This is a genomic window from Fusibacillus kribbianus, assembly GCF_030053595.1.
Lineage (GTDB): Bacteria > Bacillota > Clostridia > Lachnospirales > Lachnospiraceae > Lientehia > Lientehia kribbiana.
On record NZ_JASGBQ010000006.1, the window covers coordinates 44,059 to 65,031 of the forward strand.

At 51.2% G+C, this 20,973-nt stretch carries 21 protein-coding genes; all 21 read left to right on the forward strand.

What is annotated here, in order from left to right; genetic code table 11:
* Positions 1 to 36: 36 nt before the first annotated feature.
* The 21 genes from QJ036_RS05630 to hpt all read left to right on the forward strand — a co-directional run bounded on the left by QJ036_RS05630 (position 37) and on the right by hpt (position 20,961).
* Positions 37 to 1,161, forward strand: a complete 1,125-nt coding sequence (locus QJ036_RS05630; RefSeq protein ID WP_283230470.1) for a CD0519/CD1768 family membrane protein — start codon at positions 37 to 39, stop codon at positions 1,159 to 1,161.
* Between the two features lie 386 nt (positions 1,162 to 1,547).
* On the forward strand, positions 1,548 to 1,937 hold the full coding sequence (locus tag QJ036_RS05635) for a hypothetical protein (RefSeq protein ID WP_283230471.1): 390 nt from the start codon (positions 1,548 to 1,550) through the stop codon (positions 1,935 to 1,937).
* 73 nt (positions 1,938 to 2,010) lie between these two features.
* Positions 2,011 to 2,484: an NUDIX hydrolase gene (locus QJ036_RS05640; RefSeq protein ID WP_283230472.1), complete on the forward strand. Its 474-nt coding sequence runs from the start codon at positions 2,011 to 2,013 to the stop codon at positions 2,482 to 2,484.
* A 36-nt stretch (positions 2,485 to 2,520) separates the two neighbouring features.
* Positions 2,521 to 3,009, forward strand: coding sequence for a cysteine hydrolase family protein (locus tag QJ036_RS05645; protein WP_283230473.1), 489 nt, complete (start codon positions 2,521 to 2,523; stop codon positions 3,007 to 3,009).
* Between the two features lie 272 nt (positions 3,010 to 3,281).
* The gene (locus QJ036_RS05650; RefSeq protein WP_283230474.1) at positions 3,282 to 8,657 is read left to right on the forward strand and encodes an InlB B-repeat-containing protein; all 5,376 of its coding nucleotides are present in this window, start codon (positions 3,282 to 3,284) and stop codon (positions 8,655 to 8,657) included.
* Between the two features lie 102 nt (positions 8,658 to 8,759).
* The gene (locus QJ036_RS05655; RefSeq protein WP_283230475.1) at positions 8,760 to 9,026 is read left to right on the forward strand and encodes a hypothetical protein; all 267 of its coding nucleotides are present in this window, start codon (positions 8,760 to 8,762) and stop codon (positions 9,024 to 9,026) included.
* A 173-nt stretch (positions 9,027 to 9,199) separates the two neighbouring features.
* The gene (locus tag QJ036_RS05660; protein WP_283230476.1) at positions 9,200 to 9,928 is read left to right on the forward strand and encodes a MerR family transcriptional regulator; all 729 of its coding nucleotides are present in this window, start codon (positions 9,200 to 9,202) and stop codon (positions 9,926 to 9,928) included.
* A gap of 86 nt (positions 9,929 to 10,014) precedes the next feature.
* Positions 10,015 to 10,671, forward strand: a complete 657-nt coding sequence (locus tag QJ036_RS05665; protein ID WP_283230477.1) for a TetR/AcrR family transcriptional regulator — start codon at positions 10,015 to 10,017, stop codon at positions 10,669 to 10,671.
* A 97-nt stretch (positions 10,672 to 10,768) separates the two neighbouring features.
* The gene (locus QJ036_RS05670) at positions 10,769 to 12,019 is read left to right on the forward strand and encodes an MFS transporter (protein WP_283230478.1); all 1,251 of its coding nucleotides are present in this window, start codon (positions 10,769 to 10,771) and stop codon (positions 12,017 to 12,019) included.
* Positions 12,020 to 12,059: 40 nt separating this feature from the next.
* On the forward strand, positions 12,060 to 13,454 hold the full coding sequence (locus tag QJ036_RS05675; RefSeq protein WP_283230479.1) for an AAA family ATPase: 1,395 nt from the start codon (positions 12,060 to 12,062) through the stop codon (positions 13,452 to 13,454).
* 9 nt (positions 13,455 to 13,463) lie between these two features.
* Complete coding sequence (locus QJ036_RS05680; RefSeq protein ID WP_283230480.1) at positions 13,464 to 14,051, forward strand: hypothetical protein; 588 nt, start codon at positions 13,464 to 13,466, stop codon at positions 14,049 to 14,051.
* 79 nt (positions 14,052 to 14,130) lie between these two features.
* Positions 14,131 to 14,679: a stage V sporulation protein T gene (gene spoVT / locus QJ036_RS05685; protein ID WP_283230481.1), complete on the forward strand. Its 549-nt coding sequence runs from the start codon at positions 14,131 to 14,133 to the stop codon at positions 14,677 to 14,679.
* 76 nt (positions 14,680 to 14,755) lie between these two features.
* The gene (locus QJ036_RS05690; protein ID WP_283230482.1) at positions 14,756 to 15,166 is read left to right on the forward strand and encodes a MazG nucleotide pyrophosphohydrolase domain-containing protein; all 411 of its coding nucleotides are present in this window, start codon (positions 14,756 to 14,758) and stop codon (positions 15,164 to 15,166) included.
* A 100-nt stretch (positions 15,167 to 15,266) separates the two neighbouring features.
* Positions 15,267 to 15,542 carry an HU family DNA-binding protein gene (locus QJ036_RS05695; RefSeq protein WP_283230483.1) on the forward strand — a complete coding sequence of 92 codons (276 nt, stop codon included), beginning with the start codon at positions 15,267 to 15,269 and terminating at the stop codon, positions 15,540 to 15,542.
* 76 nt (positions 15,543 to 15,618) lie between these two features.
* Positions 15,619 to 15,858 carry an RNA-binding S4 domain-containing protein gene (locus QJ036_RS05700; RefSeq protein ID WP_283230484.1) on the forward strand — a complete coding sequence of 80 codons (240 nt, stop codon included), beginning with the start codon at positions 15,619 to 15,621 and terminating at the stop codon, positions 15,856 to 15,858.
* 74 nt (positions 15,859 to 15,932) lie between these two features.
* Positions 15,933 to 16,220 carry a sporulation protein YabP gene (yabP, locus tag QJ036_RS05705; protein WP_283230485.1) on the forward strand — a complete coding sequence of 96 codons (288 nt, stop codon included), beginning with the start codon at positions 15,933 to 15,935 and terminating at the stop codon, positions 16,218 to 16,220.
* Between the two features lie 8 nt (positions 16,221 to 16,228).
* Positions 16,229 to 16,873: a spore cortex biosynthesis protein YabQ gene (yabQ, locus tag QJ036_RS14320; protein ID WP_416388541.1), complete on the forward strand. Its 645-nt coding sequence runs from the start codon at positions 16,229 to 16,231 to the stop codon at positions 16,871 to 16,873.
* Positions 16,755 to 17,009: an FtsB family cell division protein gene (locus QJ036_RS05710; protein WP_416388542.1), complete on the forward strand. Its 255-nt coding sequence runs from the start codon at positions 16,755 to 16,757 to the stop codon at positions 17,007 to 17,009. Before yabQ ends, QJ036_RS05710 begins: the two co-directional genes overlap by 119 nt.
* Positions 17,010 to 17,177: 168 nt before the next feature.
* Entirely contained in the window at positions 17,178 to 18,836 is a 1,659-nt protein-coding gene (locus tag QJ036_RS05715) for a SpoIIE family protein phosphatase (RefSeq protein ID WP_283230487.1), read from the forward strand.
* Between the two features lie 96 nt (positions 18,837 to 18,932).
* Complete coding sequence (gene tilS, locus QJ036_RS05720) at positions 18,933 to 20,408, forward strand: tRNA lysidine(34) synthetase TilS (RefSeq protein WP_283230488.1); 1,476 nt, start codon at positions 18,933 to 18,935, stop codon at positions 20,406 to 20,408.
* A 28-nt stretch (positions 20,409 to 20,436) separates the two neighbouring features.
* The gene (gene hpt, locus QJ036_RS05725) at positions 20,437 to 20,961 is read left to right on the forward strand and encodes a hypoxanthine phosphoribosyltransferase (protein WP_283230489.1); all 525 of its coding nucleotides are present in this window, start codon (positions 20,437 to 20,439) and stop codon (positions 20,959 to 20,961) included.
* Positions 20,962 to 20,973: the final 12 nt, after the last annotated feature.

A 20,973-nucleotide genomic window follows, 5' to 3' on the forward strand; every position in this document is an offset into this window, starting at 1 on the left:
CAAAGATATGCGAAAGTTTCTCATGGATTCAGGTCTGTGGCGGAACCGGTAATCACCATTGTGCTGATTATTGGTTTTTTTGCGGTTTTTGCGGTGCCTATGGGTATTGCAAATATGATGAATACATTGATGAATACGGCCTTTGACCTGTTAATGAATACTGTGTTTTATATTATGGCAATTGCGGTGATCGCAGGTGCCCTCTCGGGGCTTATGACGGAGTTTGGCGTGTGCGCGTTGCTGAACCGCCTGCTGTCGCCTTTGATGAAGCCGCTGTTCGGTATGCCGGGAGTGGCGGCGCTTGGTATCGTCACTACCTATATATCGGATAATCCTGCGATTCTTGCGCTGGCAGAGGACAAACGCTACTGCAGTTATTTTAAAGCGTATCAGATTCCTGCCCTGACCAACCTGGGGACGTCCTTCGGGATGGGATTGATCGTGACGACTTTCATGCTGGGACTTTCCGGAATGCTTGGCAAAGGAGCATCCCTTGCAGTTCTGTGCGGAAACCTGGGCGCAGTGGCGGGGAGCATCGTGAGTACCCGTCTCATGCTCCAGTTTACGGCAAAGGCGCTGGGAAAGGAAGCAGCGGTCGTTCTGGAAGCACCGGAAGCAGAGCAGAAGGCGAAGGAGCAAAAGGGCGGTATGCTGCGGGTCATTGATGCTCTGATGCACGGCGGGAAAGCCGGAGTAGAGGTGGGGCTTGCTATCATTCCCGGCGTACTGGTATTCTGTACGATTGTAATGATGCTGACCAACGGAGCTTCCGCTGACGGAACTTATACAGGTGCCGCCTATGAAGGAATCGCACTTCTGCCAAAGCTGGCAGCCAGGTTTCAGGGAATTTTAAAGCCCTTGTTCGGATTTACCAGCGCGGAAGGAATCGCGGTTCCGATCACGGCGCTGGGTGCTGCCGGAGCAGCCATGGGAGTGGTGTCCAAGCTGGTGTCTGTAGGAATGGCAGGCTGCGTGGATATCGCCGTATTCACGGCCATGTGTATGTGCTGGAGTGGTTATTTAAGTACTCACGTTTCCATGATGGATGTTCTGGGCTGCAGCCGCTTTACGGGAAAGGCGATCCTGTCTCACACGGTCGGAGGGCTTTTTGCCGGAATCTTTGCTCATTGGCTGTTTGTCCTGCTGCAGATGATTTTTTAACCACTGGTTTCACAGAAAAGAGGGATGCTGCAAAAGCAGATTCGTGCGATCTGCTTTTGCAGCATCCCTCTTTTTTAGCATGCAACCGTACACTTCAGGGCGGGTCCAGGCAGGAGTACGGCTGCAGATCCCGTTTCTCCCACTGCAGTCGTACAGTTCAGCGAAGGACTGCCGCCGCTCATAAAACAGCTTGCTTATTTCTTCGGTCCAAACTTGGATAAAGGATTCGGTTTGCAGGGCAGCATCTGCAAAACGGACACATATACATAAAAAAAGAACCTATATGAAGCCGCAATCTTTTTGTAGAATATAGGGTGTAAGCTGCTGTATGAAGGAATGAGAATAAGATGGAAGCTGCATCAAAAAGGAAACTCGGGGTGAAGACAATGACGAAAAGGAATAAAGCTGTTTTGGCCGTGCTTGGACTTCTGGTTTTAGCGGGGATTTTCGTGTTCCGGTTCTGTTCCGATCGGGAGGGTTTCACGGGCAGCCGTGTCAAAAATCCGGACGCCTATTTGCTGGATATTAAGAAGATGAACGGAACTGATCTGCACACCCTTGAGCTGCATAAGGAGGATGTTCTTCAGATCCGATTTGAAACGGTGAAGGGCGAACTGTATATGGAGATCAAAGCGCCGGACGGAACCGCAATTTATCGTGGAAACGGAAAAGAAACCACTGATTTTAACATAAATATTCTGGAAAGCGGCGTCTACACGATTGTTGTGGAAGCACGGCACGCAAAAGGAACCATTTATATTCAGCTAAAGGAGTAATACAACAGGAAAGAACCCATTGACAAAGTCTGCCTGATAAAAATGAAAAGATCAGAATTTCAGGAGAATGCCTATGAAGTTTGAAATTTTCCCTTTTAATACCTTTCAAAGCTATTTTTCCGCAGACGTTATGGCTTTGTATAAAGGAAAGTGGTTATTCTGCATGCACAAAGAGCGTACCGCCTGGGAACATCCAAGCGGATGGATTGAAGAGGGTGAGACACCTTTAGAAGCCGCAAAAAGAGAATTGTATGAAGAAACAGGCGCAGTTGCGTTTGATATAGAACCATTATGCGACTACTTTATCGACGGAGAACTGGGGGGTTATCACTATAACGGAAATGGACAGGTGTATTTTGCAATCGTGCATGCTTTAGAGGAAATCCCGTCAAACAGTGAAATGGGAAAGATTGGGCTGTTCGATTCGCTGCCGGATGAATTGACATATCCGATTCTGCGTGACTGTTTTGAAATTGCAGTTCAAAAGAAACAGTCGAAGTTTCTTATGTATGGCGATACAGATTCCTTCTCGCCTGCATTAGAATAATTGGCACACAATTGGTATTTTGGAATGGAGGTTAGCATGAAAAAGAAAGCTTTGGTCGTGATCGACCTTCAGAATGACATCACAAAAAACTACAAAGAGATCATTGAGGCTGTTAATCAGGCAATTGATTGGGCTTTTGCAAACAATATGGATATTGTTTACGTGCGCCATCACAATCTGTCTGCCGGAACGAGGACCTTCAAGCCAGGCACTCGCGGCGCAGAGCTTGTTCCGGAACTGAAAATCGCATCAGAACACATTTTCACAAAAACAAAGAGCAACGCTTTGACCAGCGAAGAATTTGCCGCCTTTGTCCAGACACGCGACATCTCCGAATTTTTTATTGCCGGAGCAGATGCCACAGCTTGCATTAAATCCACCTGTTACAATATGAGAAAAGCCGGCTTTACCGTCCATGTGCTGTCCGACTGTATCACCAGTTATGATAAAAAGAAGCTTCCTGAGATGCTTGAATACTATGCAGGCAAGGGCTGTCGTGTTGAGGGAATCAAAACGGTGTTCTGAGTTTACAAAATAAGCTGCCATAACACATAAAATAGAAGGGCAAGGGACTAATAAACCTGCGAGAAGTCCTTTTGCCATTCCCATTGATTCCACATTGAAAAGGGGATGTACATCTGTTATAATTGGCATATAAATCAATCTGGGAGATGGCAAGTCTGTCATGGAGGAAATGTTCCACCGGCCTGCCATGCACTATGAATTTTCCCCGGACGGATTTCTGCCCCGGGGAGAAAAGCAAACAAAACGGAGAAGCAAAAAGGAGAGGAATGAGTATGAAAAAACGGTTTTTAGGTATTCTGCTGTGCCTCTGCATGGTGCTGTCCCTTATGCCGGCAACGGTATTTGCTGAGGAGACAATGTATGATCTTTGGATCGGAAGCGAGAGGTTCACGTCCGGCAAAAAAACCATATCTGTCGGCGGCGGCACGGCCACCTTCGATCCCGACAATTCGAAATTAACGCTGAACAATATCACTCTGACTTATAATGCAGAAAGTATGTCTGCGATTCAAAGCGATATCTCAGATATTCAGATCGAACTTATCGGGACGAATACCATTAACATAGCCCGTGACGGAATGGCCGGCATCTGGCTGGACAGCAGCAGTAAGGCGACGATTACGGGAACCTCCGGAAGCAAGCTGATCATCAACTCCAGCGGTAAAGAAAATGTGGGCATTACCACGAGTTCGGGCGTTAGTCTGACGATGAATAACACGAACCTGACAGTCAATGACAATACGACGACCGCAACCGCAAAGGGATATATGGTTGGTCTCAAGCTGGGCGGTGATTTGACGATGACCGGCGGCAGCTATACAGCGGTCGGCGTCCAGAACGGTATTGAAATGTACACGAATTGCGCCGCAAATCTGTCCGGTGTGAGCTTCAATATCTCGTGTACGCCCCGCCAGAGCTTTAACAGCACCATCCCCAATGAGATGTCGATCGGTTTGTGTCTGGCGCCGCTTTCGACAGGCAGACAGAACGTGATCACAAACTGTTCGGGAAGTATTTCCGCTCACTATCCTTTGTATACAGACGGTTTGACCGCGCTGAATACCAGTAATAATCTCACACTGACGACGGACAATTATGACGCAGTATATGCAAATGCCGATCTGACGGTTTCCGGCGGTATACTGAATCTTACCTCAACGGGTTCCTCCGGCAGCGGATTCAGCGTTTTGAAAAGCAGCAGGCTGGTATTTGATGGGGCTCCCAATGTGACCGTGAATGTGGGCTATGTGGCTGTTTACCTGGTCGGCGATACTGCGTCTGCAAAGATCAACAGCGGTACGCTGAATACGACAGCCAGGGCGGGTGTGCTTCTCAGCAAAGCCGGCAATACCTTTACCCTTGCAGGCGGCACGCTGGAGATGACGCCGAAGGCCGGCGAATCTCCGTCCCTCGGTATCCAAAGCTATGGTACGGTCAGCATTGAGGGCGGCAGCCTGAAAACCGCGGCAGGGATGTATAGCGCCATCCAAAACGTCGGTACAAAACCGTTCAGTTTTTCCGGCGGTACGCATACACTGAGCAACAGCGCCGGCACCGGCTCCGGCTACCTGGATACCGCGGATGGCACCTTAAACATCAGCGGAACCGCTGATGTGACATTCGACGGCTGGAGCGACGGCATGGATGTGCATGGAGCGCTGAATCTCAGTGGAGGCAAACTGACTGTCAGCAACGCCCAATACGGCATCGATACATACGGGACGCTGAACCTGACCGGAGGCACGCTGAACACCAGCGGTACGCTGGTCGGTGTTTTGACAGAAGACGGCGGCCTGGTCAAATTCGCCGGAACCGACGCGACTCTCGCAGGGGAAACAGCGGGCTGGGCGAAAACAAGTGGTACCGGCGCCTATAGTGTCACGGGCGGCAAAGTGGTTTTCAAAGGCGGCAGCTACGCAGCCGGCACCATCTATTCCTCCCTTGCTGCAGGCTACAGTGTCTATGCCGGCACCAGCGAAAGCGACGCGACGCGGATCGTCTCTCCCTCGGGTGCTACCTTTGTGAATAATAAATATGTTCGAATAGAAGCCAACGTAGCGGTTACGGGCGTCACCATCGACGAAACGCTTTCGGTTATTACCGGTGAAACTAAAACTCCCTCTTACACCGTTACCCCCGCCAACGCCACGAATAAAGCAGTTTCGTTTACATCCAGCGATCCAACCGTTGCCACTGTAAACGCGGCAACCGGTGAAGTCACCGGTGTTAAGAAAGGTACTGCCACGATCACTATAACAACGGAGGAAGGAAACTTCACCGATACCTGTACGGTAACGGTGTCCTGCGGACACACGAACAAGACTGATATTTCCGAAAAGCCTTCTACCTGTAAAGAACAGGGCTGGGATGCCTATTCCGTGTGCGACGACTGCGGACAGCTCTTAGACAAGGACGGCAATGAGATCAGCGCCATTCCTTATCTTCCCCTTGCGGAACACACCGAGTCCGGCTGGCAGGGCGATGCGGAAGGTCATTGGAAAGTCTGTACAATATGCGGCGCGATCACTACTGCGAAGGAAGAACATGTTCCGGATCATGAAGGAAATGCCACTGAGGAATACGCCATCAAGTGCAAGGAGTGCGGCTGGGAAATGGAAGCGCAGCTTGGCCATACCCACAGCCTGAGCAAGGTTGAAGCAACAACGCCTACCTGCACAGAGGACGGCAACATCGAATACTATAAGTGCTCCGTCTGCGGCAAGCTGTTTGCAGATGCCGACGCTGAATCTGAAATCAAGGAGGCCGACGTCGTTGTTAAAACGGACGGTCACCAATACGAATGGATCGTGGACAAGGAAGCTACGGAAACCGAGGCGGGTTCCAAACACGAGGAGTGCAAGGTCTGCCACGATGCGAAGGATCCTGTTGAAATACCGCCTGTCGGAACACAGACCGAAAAGCTGCAGAACCTGCTGAACGCCGGCGGCAAAGTGACACTGGATCAGGACTATATCCTCAGCAAGACGCTGGAGATTTCCAAAGACGTCACCCTTGATCTCAACGGTCATGTCATCAAGATGACCGGCAGCGGCAGTGTGCTTCAGATCAACTTCAAAAAAAGCCTGACTTTGGAAGACAGCAACACGACCGCAGCACACTCTGGGCTGCCTGACGGCGGTGTGATAACCGGCGGCAATGCCTCAATAGGCGGCGGCTTATATATCGCCCACTCTGGCAGCTTTACCATGAACGGCGGCACCATATATAACTGCGCCTCCTCAATAGGCGGCGGCGTGTACTGCGATGCCTATTCCAACTTTACCATGAACGGCGGCACCATAGATAACTGTACTGCCACGTCCAACGGCGGCGGCGTGGCTATCATGGAGAAGAATAGTCTGTTTACCATGAACGACGGCGCCATCCGGAACTGCAGCGGCGGCGGTGTGTATGGCGGGACTGGCAGCACCTTTACCATGGAAGGCGGCATCATTGAGGGCTGTACTTCCGGAAACAAGCAGGCAAACGGTATCATGGTCGGCAAGGTCATGAACGCCAACGGCGGTATAGTCAAAGATACTGTGGCTGGCGGCACGATCGAGAGCACAAGCTCCGATGGCGGCACCAGATTCTACGGCGCGGTTTTCAATTCCGGTACCATCAACGGCGGTATCTACTACGACAAGCTCCTGAATTTTTACGGCACGATCAACGGCGGTATTTTCTACAGAGGAATTGTGAATAAAAACGGTACGATCAACGGTACGTATTACACCGTCAGCTTTGATCTGAACGGCGGAAGCGGTTCCGTCACGTCCCAGTTGTTTGTCAATATCAGTACGGGAACGGCACTGCAGCCCGATGATCCCACATGGTACGAGCATGCCTTCGCCGGTTGGTACAACGGTGATACCAAATATGATTTTACTGAAGCTGTTACGGGGGATATCATGCTGAAAGCGAAATGGATCTCCGGCAACGTTTCCTCCGAGGCCGGGCTGCAAGAAGCTCTGGACGCAGGAATTACCTCTCTCAGGCTGAGCGGCGATATTCAGCTTGCAACCCCCCTCGACCTGAGTGACAAGAGCCTGACTCTGGACCTTAACGGCCATACACTTGCAGGCAATATCAAGCTGTCTGATACTTCTGCGGATCCGGATTCCATACTGACCCTGGTCGACAGCAATCCCGCCGGAGGCGGTGTGCTGGACGGCAGTATCGAACTGACCGGAGAAAGCGGCAGCGTAAGCCGCCTCTACGCCAACGGTGGTACGGTAACGGGAATGGTATCCATGACCGGAAATGCCGGCGGCATTTTCTGTACGAGCGGTACCCCTACGGTCTTCAAGGGCTATGCCGGCGATCTTGGCGAGATCCATGGCGGTATCTTCTACGGCGGTATTCAGAAGAACAGCATCAGGGAAAACAGCGTGACCTTCCTGAAGGACGACCAGGCCTACGCCATTGAGGTCGTGGCAGCCGGAAGCAAAGTGGCCGCGCCCATCGAACCGTCCGTGCCGGAGGGGATGAAGTTCACCGGCTGGTACACGGACGATGCGTTCACTGAACAGTATGAATTAGGCGCCGACCTGCACGAGAGCATCACCCTCTACGCAGGCATCATGCCGATCACCTACACCATAACCTATGATCCCGGCGAATACGGCGAGGGCGACGTCAAGACGGACGTCAAAGTCCACGGCGTGGATCTCACCCTGCCCGGCGAGACCTTCACCCGCGAGGGCTACGTCCAGACCGGGTGGTCGTATACAGACGGCGGCGATCTGGCCTTTGAGCCTGGCGAAAATTATTCCATGGACGAGGCTGTGACCCTGTATCCTGTGTGGGATGAGATCGTTACCCTGACTGTGGACTTCACCACTTCGGTGACCCTGGGCGATAACGGCGTTCCCGGAGAGACTGTGTTTACGCTGGAGATCATGGATGCCAACGCGGGCGAGGAGACCTACGCGGACGTGACCGTCTCCGGTTCCGTCGCCACCAACGGTGCGGGCAGCTATGAAGGCGTCATGACCTTCACCGGCCCCTTTGGGCAGCTTAAGAAGATGCTCTGCGAGGGCGCGTTTGTGCAGCAGGTGGACGCAGGTGAGGAAGGCTGGACCTATGACGATACGGTTTGGGGTCTGTGTCTGGAGGAAAATATAATTGCTTTGTTATCTCTGGAAGATGTGCCGGAATATATCCTGAACATCTACCCGACGATCTGCGAGGAAACGGATGACGGTACAGCATACTATCATCTGGATCAGAACGCTGAGCCACTGGATGAGATGAGCTTTGTAAATGTCTACACCGCCCACGTCCACGACTACACCCAGAAGCACGACGAGACCGACCACTGGGATGAGTGCGGCTGCAACGATGTGCAGAACAAGGAAGCCCACAAGTACGGAGACTGGAAGGTAACGAAGGAAGCCACCGAGACGGCCAGGGGCGAAAAGGAGCACACCTGCACGGTCTGCGGCTATACGGAGACGGCAGAGATCACAAAGCTTCCCGCCGCGGATACGCCCAAGCCGACGGAAAGTAATCCAGACACTGGGGCAGCGAAAAGCCCGCAGACCGGTGACAACAGCATGATGTGGATTTGGTTTGTTCTGCTGTTTGTATCCGGAACAGGGATTGCCGAAGCAGCTGTTTACAGCAAAAGAAAAAAGGCTGAATAAAACATAAATGCGAATATTTGCAGAACATTGCGGCTGTATCCGTCTGGGTATGGCCGCTTCATTTTGAAGTCAATCTTTAATTTGAGAGAAGGATGTGTGTATATGAACAAGAAAATTACAATTCGCCCGGAAGAACATAAAGATTATAAGAGTATTGTTTCTCTGATTTTGCGTTCGTTTCAGGAAGGGACAGATTATTCTGATGGAAGCGATATTATTGCATTGGTAGAGGAAATCAGAGATTCAAAATATAATAAAGTCGGATTTCAAACATCATCAGAGTACAATATTTTTCCGACGAGTGGAAGGCCAATGGAAGAACCGCGATGCATGATGTGTCAGGAAACGTATGAAGGAGAGAGACAATGAAAAATATGTAAGCCGCCGTTTATAGCTGATACCATAGCGGCGGTTTTTTGATGTCTGAGTTACCTCATTCTCTCAAAGGATTTTCTGAAAAACCTCTTGACTCTCACGTTACGTTATAGTGTATCATAAGACTATGTTCGGACATGAGAAAACAAAACGGAGGATTTGGGGCAATGAAGATCAGCGACGTGGCAAAGCTGACAGGTGTTACTGTCCGCACTCTGCATTATTATGACGAGATCGGTCTGCTGAAACCCGGTGAAGTCACAGAAGCAGGCTATCGGGTTTATAACGACATGGATCTGGATGTTTTGCAGCAGATTTTGTTTTTCCGGGAGCTTGACTTTCCATTGGAAGATATCAGAAAAATCATGCAGAATCCCGATTATGAGAAAGACAGTGCTTTGCGAAAGCAAAAAGAACTCCTTCTGCAAAAGCGAAGCAGGCTCGACAGCCTGATAACCCTTGTGGATAAGACCCTGAAAGGAGAACAAGATATGAGTTTCCGGCAATTTGATACGACAGAGTTTGAAGAAACGAAAAAGAAATACGCCGAAGAAGCGAAGGAGCGCTGGGGCGATACGGCTGCCTACGCCGAGTATGAAAAAAAGGCGGACCGTTACAGAGACGCACAGAAAAAAATGATGGATGGTGAGGGGGCAGGGATTCTGAGTGAGTTTAGCAGGAATCGTTCCCTTGCCCCGGACAGTGCAGAGGCACAGGCACTTGTGAAAAAGTGGCAGGCATATATCACTTCCAATTACTATACCTGCACGAAAGAAATCCTTTCCTGCCTCGGCCAGATGTATATCGCCGATGAGCGCTTCACGCAGTACATTGATGGATACGGCGAAGGCACAGCGGCGTTTATGGCGGCGGCGATCGAGATTTATTCCCGCTGAACCGTGGCTTGACAAAGCGGATGAAAAAATGTATATTGTAACCGACAGATAGTCGGTAATCAGCCTGGCGGTAAAGGAAAAGGGTTATGCGGATCGTAAAGGAAGCGGAAGAAAGAAGAGAAGAGATTCTGGATGCGGCGGAAAAGCTGTTTGCCGCGAAGGGCTTCGATAACACCAGCACCGGCGACATCCTGGATGCGGTGGGAATCGCCAGAGGGACGCTCTATTATCACTTCAAGTCGAAGGAGGATATCCTGGACGGCGTCATCCAGCGGGTCACAGAACGGCTGATGCAGGATGCGGGCCGGATTGTCCGGAAGAGGGAGCTGCCTGTGCTGGAGCGTCTGATAAAGGCGATCATGTCTCTGAACGTGGAGTCAAAGATCGGCTATGAGATCATGGAGCAGGTACACCGCCCGCAAAATGCGCTGATGCATCAGAAGATGCAGACGATATTGCTGGCGGGGATCAATCCGATCCTGACAGAGCTGGTGGAAGAAGGAATCCGGCAGGGGATCTTCCATACGCAGTATCCGGAATCGATGGTGGAAATGGCAATCCTCTATGCCAATGTCGCCTTTGACGAATTGAATATGGCCGGTCTCAGCACCGAACAGCGGGAGCGGAAGATCTCCGGGTTTATCTACAATCTGGAGAGGCTTATGGGAATGGAGGAAGGGAGCCTTCAGGAAGCGATCATGGCAATCTTTTGCGGAAGCAGACTTGGAAGCGGCGAAAATTAAGCATATACAAATGTAATAGAAAGCACGAAAGCAAGCTTTCTATTATATTTTAATACGAACCGACAGACAGTCGGTCTAAAAAGAAAGGAAAAACGATATGGACAGAAAATATAAATTTCATCGGTTTCTTTTGTTATGGGCAGGAGAATTGGTATCCTCCGTCGGAAGTGGGCTGACCAGCTTCGGCCTTGGTGTCTATGTGTTCCGGCAGACGGGCAGCGCTGCGGATATGGCGCTGGTGAGCCTGCTGGCCTTTCTTCCTACTCTGCTTTTAAGCGTTCCGGCAGGCGTGCTGGCCGACCGCTATGACCGACGGATCCTGATGATGGCGGGAGACGGCTTCTCCGCCCTTGGAATCCTTTATATCTTCTTCTGCATGCAGACAGGCGGCGCCAGCCTGACGCAGATCTGCATCGGTGTGACCGTCAGCTCCGTGTTCTCCTCCCTTCTGGAGCCGGCCTATCGGGCCACCGTGTCGGACATTCTGGAAAAAGAGGATTATTCCAGAGCCAGCGGCCTTGTCAGTCTGGCCGGCAGTGCCCGATACCTGGTCTCGCCGATTCTTGCGGGGATACTGCTGACGGTTTCGGATATCCGGCTGCTGTTGATTCTGGATATGGGGACTTTCTTTTTGACGGTGACCTGCACCGGCGTGGTGCGGCATGGACTTGAATCGAAAGCGGCAGAGAGCAAAGAAGCGTTTTTCACGCTGCTGAAAGAAGGATGGCAGGCGGTTGCGGAGAAAAGAGGAGTGCTTCTGCTGATTTTAGTATCCTCCGTTATAACCTGCTTCATGGGCGCGTTTCAGATTCTGGCCGAGCCGATGCTCCTTGCTTTTTCAGACAGCGCCACATTGGGGATCTGCGAGACCATCTGCGCCAGCGGGATGCTTTTTTCCAGCCTGTATCTGGGCATTCGGGGCATCCGCAAAGGCTATGTGAAAACCTTGTCCCTTTCTCTGATGATTGCCGGCGTGATGATGGTGGGCTTCGGGCTTCGGGAAAACCTGGTTTTGATCTGTGCGTCGGGCTTTGGCTTCTTCGCCATGCTGCCCTTTGCTAACAACAGCCTGGATTATCTGGTGCGGACCAACATTGCGGAGGAGCTGCAGGGACGGGCCTGGGGACTGATCGGCTTTTTGAGCCAGATTGGGTATGTGGTCGCCTATAGTCTTTCCGGTCTTTTGGCAGACGGAATGGGCAATCGGCTCCAGACCGGCGTCGGGCGGGGAGCCGCCGCTGTCATCATGGTCTCCGGGGCGCTGCTCGGCGTCATCGCGCTGGCAATTTATCCCATAAAAGCAGTACGTGAGCTGGAGAAGGGAACCTCCGGCACCGGCGAAAGGTAGGACTACGGCTGCAGATCCATGCCTTCTTTAAGGCTGCACGATGGATATTCTACCGGTATTCGACACTTCAGCATTGCCGTGGAGTGTCTTTTTTTATATAATAGGATTGACGGAAAGAAGGTGGGATTTCATGAATGATTACACTTTCGGAAATAAAATTTCAGAGCTGAGAAGGGGTCTTAATCTTTCCCAGAGAGAACTTGCCGAAAAGGTTGGTGTCACCAATAAGGCAGTATCGAAATGGGAAACGGGGAAATCAAAGCCGACAACGAATGTAATCAGAAAACTGGCATCACTTTTCAATCTTGATGTTGAAGAACTGTTGTGCATGAGAGAAGAGGGAAGAGAGATGAAAATTTCAAAGATTGTGATTACTGGTGGTCCGTGTGCAGGTAAATCCACAGCAATGAGTTGGGTGCAGAATGCATTTACTCAAATGGGATATACCGTTTTGTTTGTTCCGGAAACGGCAACGGAACTGATTACCGGAGGTGTGGCACCATGGACTTGCGAAAGCAATGTTGAATATCAGAAGTGCCAGATGAAATTACAGATTGAAAAGGAAAAGATTTTTGAGCAGGCAGCACATACGATGCTGAATGACAAAGTCCTTATCGTATGTGACCGCGGCATGCTTGATAATAAGGCTTATATGAATGATCTTGAATTTTCTGAAGCAGTCCGGTTTATCCAATCAAATGAGGTGGAACTCAGAGACAGCTATGATGCCGTATTTCATCTTGTTACTGCAGCAAAAGGTGCAGAAGAGTTCTATACTACGGCAAACAATTCTGCAAGAACCGAAACTGTTGAGGAAGCTGCAGCATTAGATGATAAACTGATTTCTGCATGGACCGGGCATCCGCATTTCCGTGTGATCGATAATACAATGACTTTTGAAGATAAAATGAAGAAACTTGTTGCAGAGATCGCTTCTTTTCTGGGAGAACCGGAACCGTATGAAATTGAGAGAAAATACCTGATTGAATATCCGGATATCAAATGGCTGGAAAATCATCCTTCCTGCCAGCGGATTGAGATTATTCAGACATATCTTAACAGTGCTGCTGATGAAGAGGTTCGTGTGCGTCAGCGCGGCATCGGCGGAAACTACATATATTTCCAGACTGTCAAACGAAAGGTATCAGATGTAAAACGTGTCGAAATTGAACGGCGTCTTTCGCAGGCAGAATATCTCAAACTTCTGATGGAGGCAGATACAACCAGACGTCAGATTCGGAAGACCAGATACTGTCTTACCTATGAAAATCAGTATTTTGAAATTGATCTTTATCCGTTCTGGAACGATAAGGCGATTGCTGAAATCGAACTCAGCGACGAGAACACCAGCATTGTGTTTCCTGAGCAGATTAAAGTGATTAAGGAAGTCACGGATGATGATGCATACAAGAATGCGGCGTTGGCCAAATTATGAGGTGAAAATATGGGATTATTGGATGTGATATTTGGAAAGAAGGGAAAGGGGACAACACCAGCCCAGCCTGCAGTTTTCACGGAGAAAATGATGACATCTCAGCTGCCGGCCCTGTATTTACAGGAGAACCAAACGGTTTATCGCAACAATTATGTCAGACGCCTGGAAAGCATTGGCTTCAAACAGAAAGATGCAGAAAAGATGTTTGATTTTGAATGTGAAGTGATCCGTAAGTTTAATAAGCAGTATTTATTACATCCCCAGTTTACGAAAATGTGGTTTTTCGGTCTTAAGCAGCCATTTTTCCGGCAGTATCCCAAAACGAAGGCGGATATTCTGAAGGAACGATATTTGACTGTGAGCGAATTGTGTAAGATCATTGATGAGGCGGAATGGCATTTCTGGAATAGCCATGAACAAGAGCTTCCGGATGGTGTATGGGGAGAAATCTGTGAATGGCGCCTGAAAGGACCGGGAGCGGCTTTTGCAATCCGGTATTTTGAGATGATTGAGAAAGAGACTGGTATTCCGGGAGAAAGTATTGCAAAATTATCTTCAGAGCAGGGAAAACATTTAAATCTGTATAAATGGCATTAATCTGCGGGTGCATAAAATCCCCCTGTTTACAGATACTATTTCCAGCGATGGAAAGTACAGTAAATGGAGGAATTTTAATATGAAAGCTACAGGAATTGTGCGCCGCATCGACGACCTCGGCCGGGTGGTCATTCCCAAGGAAATCCGCCGTACCCTGCGGCTCAGGGAGGGAACTCCCCTGGAGATATTCACCGACAGGGAAGGAGAGATCATCCTGAAGAAATATTCGCCCATGGCGGAGCTTTCGAGCTTTGCAAAGCAGTATGCCGATGCGCTGGCTCAATCCACCGGACTTGCGGTGTGCATTACGGACAGGGATCAGGTCGTTGCGGTAGCCGGCGGTCTGAAAAAGGATCTGCTGCAGAAAAGCATAAGCAAAACACTGGAACAGTCCATCATGGAGAGGAACAACGTGGTGGCGGATGGGACCGATGGACGTCTGATTCCCATTACCGATGAGGATGCAGACGGGTATTCCGGTCAGGTGACGGCGGTCATTTTGTGTGAGGGGGATGCCATCGGTGCCGTGATCCTTTTGTCGAAGGATCCCCAGTACAGGGTAGGGACCCTGGAGCAGAAGCTTGCGCTGACGGCGGCCGGTTTTCTGGGAAGGCAGATGGAAAGCTGAGTGAAAAGCAGAGGGAAAGGCTGAGGGAAACGAGGACAAAGAGATAAAGCATGCCGAAGGGCAGGAGGATAAGAGGATGGAGACAAAAGAATACTATACCTTTGAGGAACTGGAAGAGATCATTGCAGAACTCCGATCGGACCATGGCTGTCCCTGGGACAGGGCTCAGACCCATGAATCTCTGAAAAAATGCCTTCAGGATGAATGCGATGAGGTACAGGCAGCCATTGATAATCAGGATATGGAAAACCTCTGCGAGGAGCTGGGAGATATTCTCCTGCAGGTGATGCTCCACAGCAGGATCGCGGAGGAGGCGGGAGACTTCACGGTGAGGGATGTGATTTCCGTGCTGTGCAGGAAGATGATACGGCGCCATCCCCATGTTTTTGGTGGGGAAAGCTGCGGAACTCCGGAGGAGAGCAAGGCACGGTGGGATGAGATCAAACGTCAGGAAAAGGAAGCCAGAAAAAACGGGGTTAAGCTTTAGGAATGAAGGAATTTCCTTGACAAATCGCCTGTATGAGTTTATAAATAATTGGAGAGCAATATTGATTTCCATGAACAAAACCGTAGGAGGAACAGTTACTATGAACAAAACTGAGTTGATTGCAGCCGTAGCTGAGAAGGCTGAGCTGTCTAAGAAGGACGCAGAGAAGGCAGTTAAAGCTTTGACTGAGGCTGTTGCAGAAGAGCTTAAAAAGGGTGGAAAGGTTCAGCTGGTTGGCTTCGGTACCTTCGAAGTATCCGAGAGAGCTGCCAGAGAGGGAAGAAATCCGCAGACCGGCGCTGCCATGAAGATCGCTGCTTCCAAGATGCCCAAGTTTAAGGCTGGTAAGGCTCTGAAGGACATGATCAACGCATAATCTGCACAGATAGATGAAACGCAGAGAGTAAGGCTGCCGCAGGCATTGCGGCAGCCTTTTTTTCGGAGGAACAGGCATGAGACTGGATAAATTTTTAAAGGTATCCCGCATTATCAAGCGCCGTACCATTGCCAACGAAGCGTGTGACGGCGGCAGAGTGCTTGTCAATGACAAGCCGGCAAAGGCATCTCTCAACGTCAAGGTGGGGGATATCATTGAGGTACAGTTCGGGAACCGTTCGGTGAAGGCGGAGGTGCTGAAGGTTCAGGAAAGCACCAGGAAAGAGGATGCCGGAGAAATGTTCCGTTATCTGTAACAGGAGGCCCTTCATACCAGACGCTTTTTTTGCATAGAATCCCAATAGGAGCTTGTGCAGAAGGGAGCGGTAAAATGGAGGAACAGAGACAGCGGATCAAGGCTCACAAGATGATGGTGGATAAACGTTCCAATGCCATGATAAGCGGTGTGGACGATGTGGTTTCTTTTGATGAAAAGACTGTGATCCTGGAGACGACCCTCGGGCTTCTTACCATCAAGGGCGAGGAACTGAAGGTGAACCGGCTGACGGTGGAGCAGGGTGAGGTGGAACTGGGAGGACGGATGGACAGCTTTGTCTATACGGAGGGTCATGGAAGAAGGGGCCAGGGAGAATCCATCTGGAGCAGGCTGTTTAAATGATGAGCATGATGATCCGCGAAGAAGCAGATTTTCTGCTGGTATCGGTGCTGTGGGGCGTTGGCCTGACGGTTCTTTATGACGGTCTTCGGATCCTGCGAATCGCGGTGAGACACGCCGCCTTCATGACGGCCATCGAGGATCTTCTGTATTGGATCGTGACTTTCTTTGCGGTTTTTCTGCTGCTCTTTTCCATGAATGACGGAAAAGTCCGCTGGTATGCCCTGGCCGGAGCCCTGGCGGGAATGTGGCTTTACCATATTACCGTGAGCCGTTTCCTTGTAAAATGGCTGGGGACGGCTCTTGGATTTGTTCTCAAATATCTGGGAAAGCTTCTGGCCTTTGCCGTAAAGGGACTTGCCTTTCCGGTGAAATCCGTCGGGAGGCTATTGAAAAAGCCGGTGAGATGGCTTACAATAAAAAAAAGAGACATAAAAAAAGACAGAGCAGCAGGGGAAAGGAGCCGTGAAGGAAAGGGTGGCAGCAGGCGGAAGAAGAAAAAAGTACCGGAAACAAAACAAAAAGGTCCTTCTGGGGATCGTACTGGTGGCGGCGCTCTTCGGCGGGATCCTTCTTTACAGGACAAAGCTTCTTCAGGCCAGAGACGCCGACTACGCGGCCAGAGAGGCCGAGCTTCAGGCTCAGATCGACGATGAGCAGGAAAAATCGGAGGAGCTTAAGGAGCGGGAGATCTTTGTGCAGACAAAACAGTATATCGAGGAGATCGCAAAGACAAAGCTGGGGCTTGTAAAGCCGGGCGAGATTTTGATAAAACCAAAGAGCGAGGAATAAGACGAGGAGTGTTGTACAATGATCTGAAATCTGAATGATTTCGGGTCAGGCGCAGCGCTCCTTTTTTGTGCGGATTTTGCCGTCGAAATATTTTCATGAGGGGCTCTTACGTTTCGACAGTCTTCCCGCAGGAGGAACGTTATAATAGTTTCTCAGGGAGGTATTGTCATGAAAAAAGAGACATTTATCCGTGCGGTCCTGGCCCTGCTCACGGGCTTTGTGCTCACTGCCTTTCTTGTCCAGGGGAAGACGCTGGCAGCGGTGGTGAGGATCGCCATGTATTTCAGCGTTTTGTTTGTGGGCTACAAGTACGGCGCAGGGGTCGGGGCTGTAGCCGGGACAGGCTGCGGAGTGATAGAAACGATTCTGCAGGCGGATGTTTCTGCCATGGGGATCCTGTGTCTGACGGGGGTTCTGGCCGGAGGATTCCGAAGCCTCGGAAAGATGGGAAGCACCCTGGGATTTCTGGCCGGTGCAGCGGCTCTGGGGATACTGTATCTTCCGGCGCGCGGCGTCGGGGAAATGGGAGAGCTTGTGACGGCGGCGGCAGCATTTCTTCTGGTGCCGGGAAGCCTGTGCCGGCAGACCCGGGTAAAAAAAGAAACGGTACGCCCGTTTTCCATATATATGCCGGGAAAGGAACGAACAGCGGCCCAGAGGATCCGGTCTGTTTCTGATTCCATGGAACGGCTGGCAAAGACCTTCTGTCAGAGCGGCGGAGCTTATGAGGAACAGGATGAAAATGTTGTGGAGGAGGGAATACCTGTGATTGCGGGAGATACGGCGGCGCTTCCTTTGGAGGAGCTTGTGTGGAAAAACCGGTATGAGGAGTGTCGGGGAGTCATGGCGGAAAGCTTTCGGGAGATGGAACGGATTCTGGAAGAGCTGTCTACGGATATTGATGCCACCGGAGATGTTTCCGGGCAGTATCGGGACAGGCTTAAAAGAGAGCTTAAGCTTCGACGGGTAAGGCTGGACAACCTGATGCTTTTGGAAAAGGAAGGAGAGAAACGGGAAATTTACCTGACACTTCACGCGGCGGGCAACCGCTGCATGACCGTGAGAGAGCTTGCCGAGACCGTAAGCCGGGTCATGGGAGAAAAATTCATTCCCTCTCTGGACTGCAGAAGGATCGTTACGAGGGAGAGCTGTACGGTGCGGCTGATCAAGGCACCAAAATATATGATGCTCCACGGGATCGCCAGGGCGTCGAAGGAAAGCCGGGAGCCGTCCGGAGATAATTTTACCTTCTGCCAGCTTCCCGGTGGCAGGATGCTCTTCGGCGTGGCCGACGGAATGGGCTCCGGAAGCAGAGCCTTCCGGGACAGCGAGGTGGTCATGGAGCTGGCGGAGCAGCTTCTTTCCAGCGGCTTCGGCCTGACGCAGGCGCTGAGACTGGTCAATGCAGTTCTGCTTCTGAAGGAACAGGAGCAGAGGCCCATCACCGTGGATCTGGCTGTGGCTGACCTTTACACCGGCTGCTGCCGGTTTGTAAAGGCGGGCGGAGTCACCACCTTTATCAAAAAGGGAAAACGGATCGAGGCCATCCGGGCCGAGGGGCTGCCGGCGGGAGTTCTCAAAAATGCCCGGCCGGAATATGTGGAGAAGGATCTGGAGGACGGGGATAAGATCATCATGGTGACCGATGGAGTGCTGGACGCCCTTACCGGAGACGACAAGGAGGAAACCATGCGGGAGATCCTTTCCTGTATGTCCGGCGAGAATCTTCAGGACACAGCCGATGAGATCCTGCATTATGCCAGACTTTCCGAGGAAAACTGCCGGGATGATATGACTGTGCTGGCAGTGGGAATCTGGAAGGCCTGAACTTTCACATCCGCCGTTATTTGACGAATATTTCAATATAGAGTATGATAGAATCATAAAAAACGGTGGACAGCCGGTGGAAAATGAGGGAGCGGCATGCTTCAGAAGGTATTGGATATCATAAAACAGGAAGAGCTGATACAGGCAGGGGAGACCGTTGCCGTCGGGGTGTCCGGCGGGGCGGATTCCATCTGCCTGCTTTCCGTACTTTGGGAGCTTAAAGAACGGCTTGACATCCGGGTGGCGGCCGTTCATGTCCATCATGGGATCCGCGGGGCGGAGGCAGACCGGGACGAGGCTTTTGTGCGGCGCTTCTGCCAGGAGAGAGACGTCCCCCTTCTGGTATATCACCGGCAGGTGCCAAAGCTGGCGGCCGAGCTTGGGCTTTCTGAGGAGGAAGCGGGGCGCATGGCGCGCTATGAATGCTTTCGTCAGGCAAAAAAAGGCCTGCCGGCAGATCGGATCGCTGTGGCTCACAATCAGAATGATCATGCGGAGACAGTTCTCTTTCATCTGTTCCGTGGGAGCGGCCTGACAGGACTTTCCGGCATGGCGGCGAAGGCGCCGCTGCCTTTTGACGGTACAGAGAAGTGCCTGATCCGTCCGCTCCTCAGAGTCACCCGCAGGGAAATAGAAAACTATCTGGCAGAGAAAGGGCTGTCCTGCTGTCAGGACAGTACAAATGCCTCAGAGGAGTATGCCAGAAACAGGATCCGAAACAGGATCCTGCCGGAGGCCTGTCGGATCAATGAGGAGGCTGTACAGAATATTGCCAGGGCGGCGGAGATGATCGCTGCCGCAGACCGATGGGTGAACCGGCAGGCCGGGGAATGGATAGGGAAGCATGTGATATTCGGGGAAAACCGGGCAGAGTTTCCCTGTGAGGAGCTTCTTGGCCTGGAAGAGCTTCTGTCAGGATGTGTGCTTCGCAGCATTCTCGAGAGGCTCACCGGAAGTCTTAAGGACATCACAAAACGGCACACGGACAGCATTCTTAAACTGGCCGGACAGCAGACCGGGCGAAAGCTCACGCTGCCGGGCGGTCTGGAGGCAGTGCGGGTGTATGAGAAGCTTCAGATTTCCCTCAGAGAAAAAACGAAGGCCGGCGGGACAGAGGAGACGGAGCTTTCTCAGGCCGGAGCAGAGCTTTTTCTGAAACCGGAGGAGGAATGGAAGACGGCAGAACTCTTTGGTTTTTGCTTCCGATATCGGATTTTTGAGCGGCAGCCGGGGCAAAAAATTCCTGAAAACAGGTATACGAAATGGTTTGCTTATGATAAAATAAAAGGTAATCTTTCGCTGCGGGCAAGGCGGACAGGCGACTGGTTCCAGGCGTTTTCAGACGGCAGGAGGCAGACGGTCAAGGCCTATATGGTCAATGAAAAGATTCCGTCCGGGGAAAGAAACCGGCTTCCTCTTCTCTGCGAGGGAAGCCATGTGCTCTGGGTAGTCGGCGGCCGCACCTGCGAAGGGTGCCGGGTGACGCAAGAGACCCGATGGATCCTGGAGGTGTCGGCCCGGACAGGCAGCGAAACGGCGGAAAGAAACGGGTCAGTCCCGAAGATACAGTAAAAAATCAAAAGAAAAGGGGATATCGATTATGGAAGATAAGATCAGGATTCTGATTCCGGAGGCAGAGGTGGATGCAAAGGTCGAGGAGATCGGCAGGAAGATCAGTGAGGATTATGCAGGCAAGTCGGTTCATCTGATCTGCGTGCTGAAGGGCGGCGTATTTTTTACCTGTGAGCTGGCAAAGCGGATCTCGGTTCCCGTGTCCCTGGATTTCATGTCTGTGTCCAGCTACGGTTCAGGAACCCAGTCCAGCGGCGTCGTAAAGATCATTAAAGACCTTGACGAGCCTCTGGCCGGAAAGCATGTTCTGATCGTGGAGGATATCATTGATTCCGGAAGAACGCTCAGCTATCTGGTTGAGATCCTGAAGCAGAGGGGACCGGCGGATATCAGGATCTGTACTCTTCTTGACAAGCCCTCCAGACGGGTGAAGAAGGAAGTAGAGGTGGATTACACCTGCTTCAGCATTCCCGATGAATTTGTGGTGGGATATGGACTGGATTATGACCAGAAATACAGAAATCTGCCCTACATCGGCGTGGTAGAGGTATAGAAGGAGGCCTGG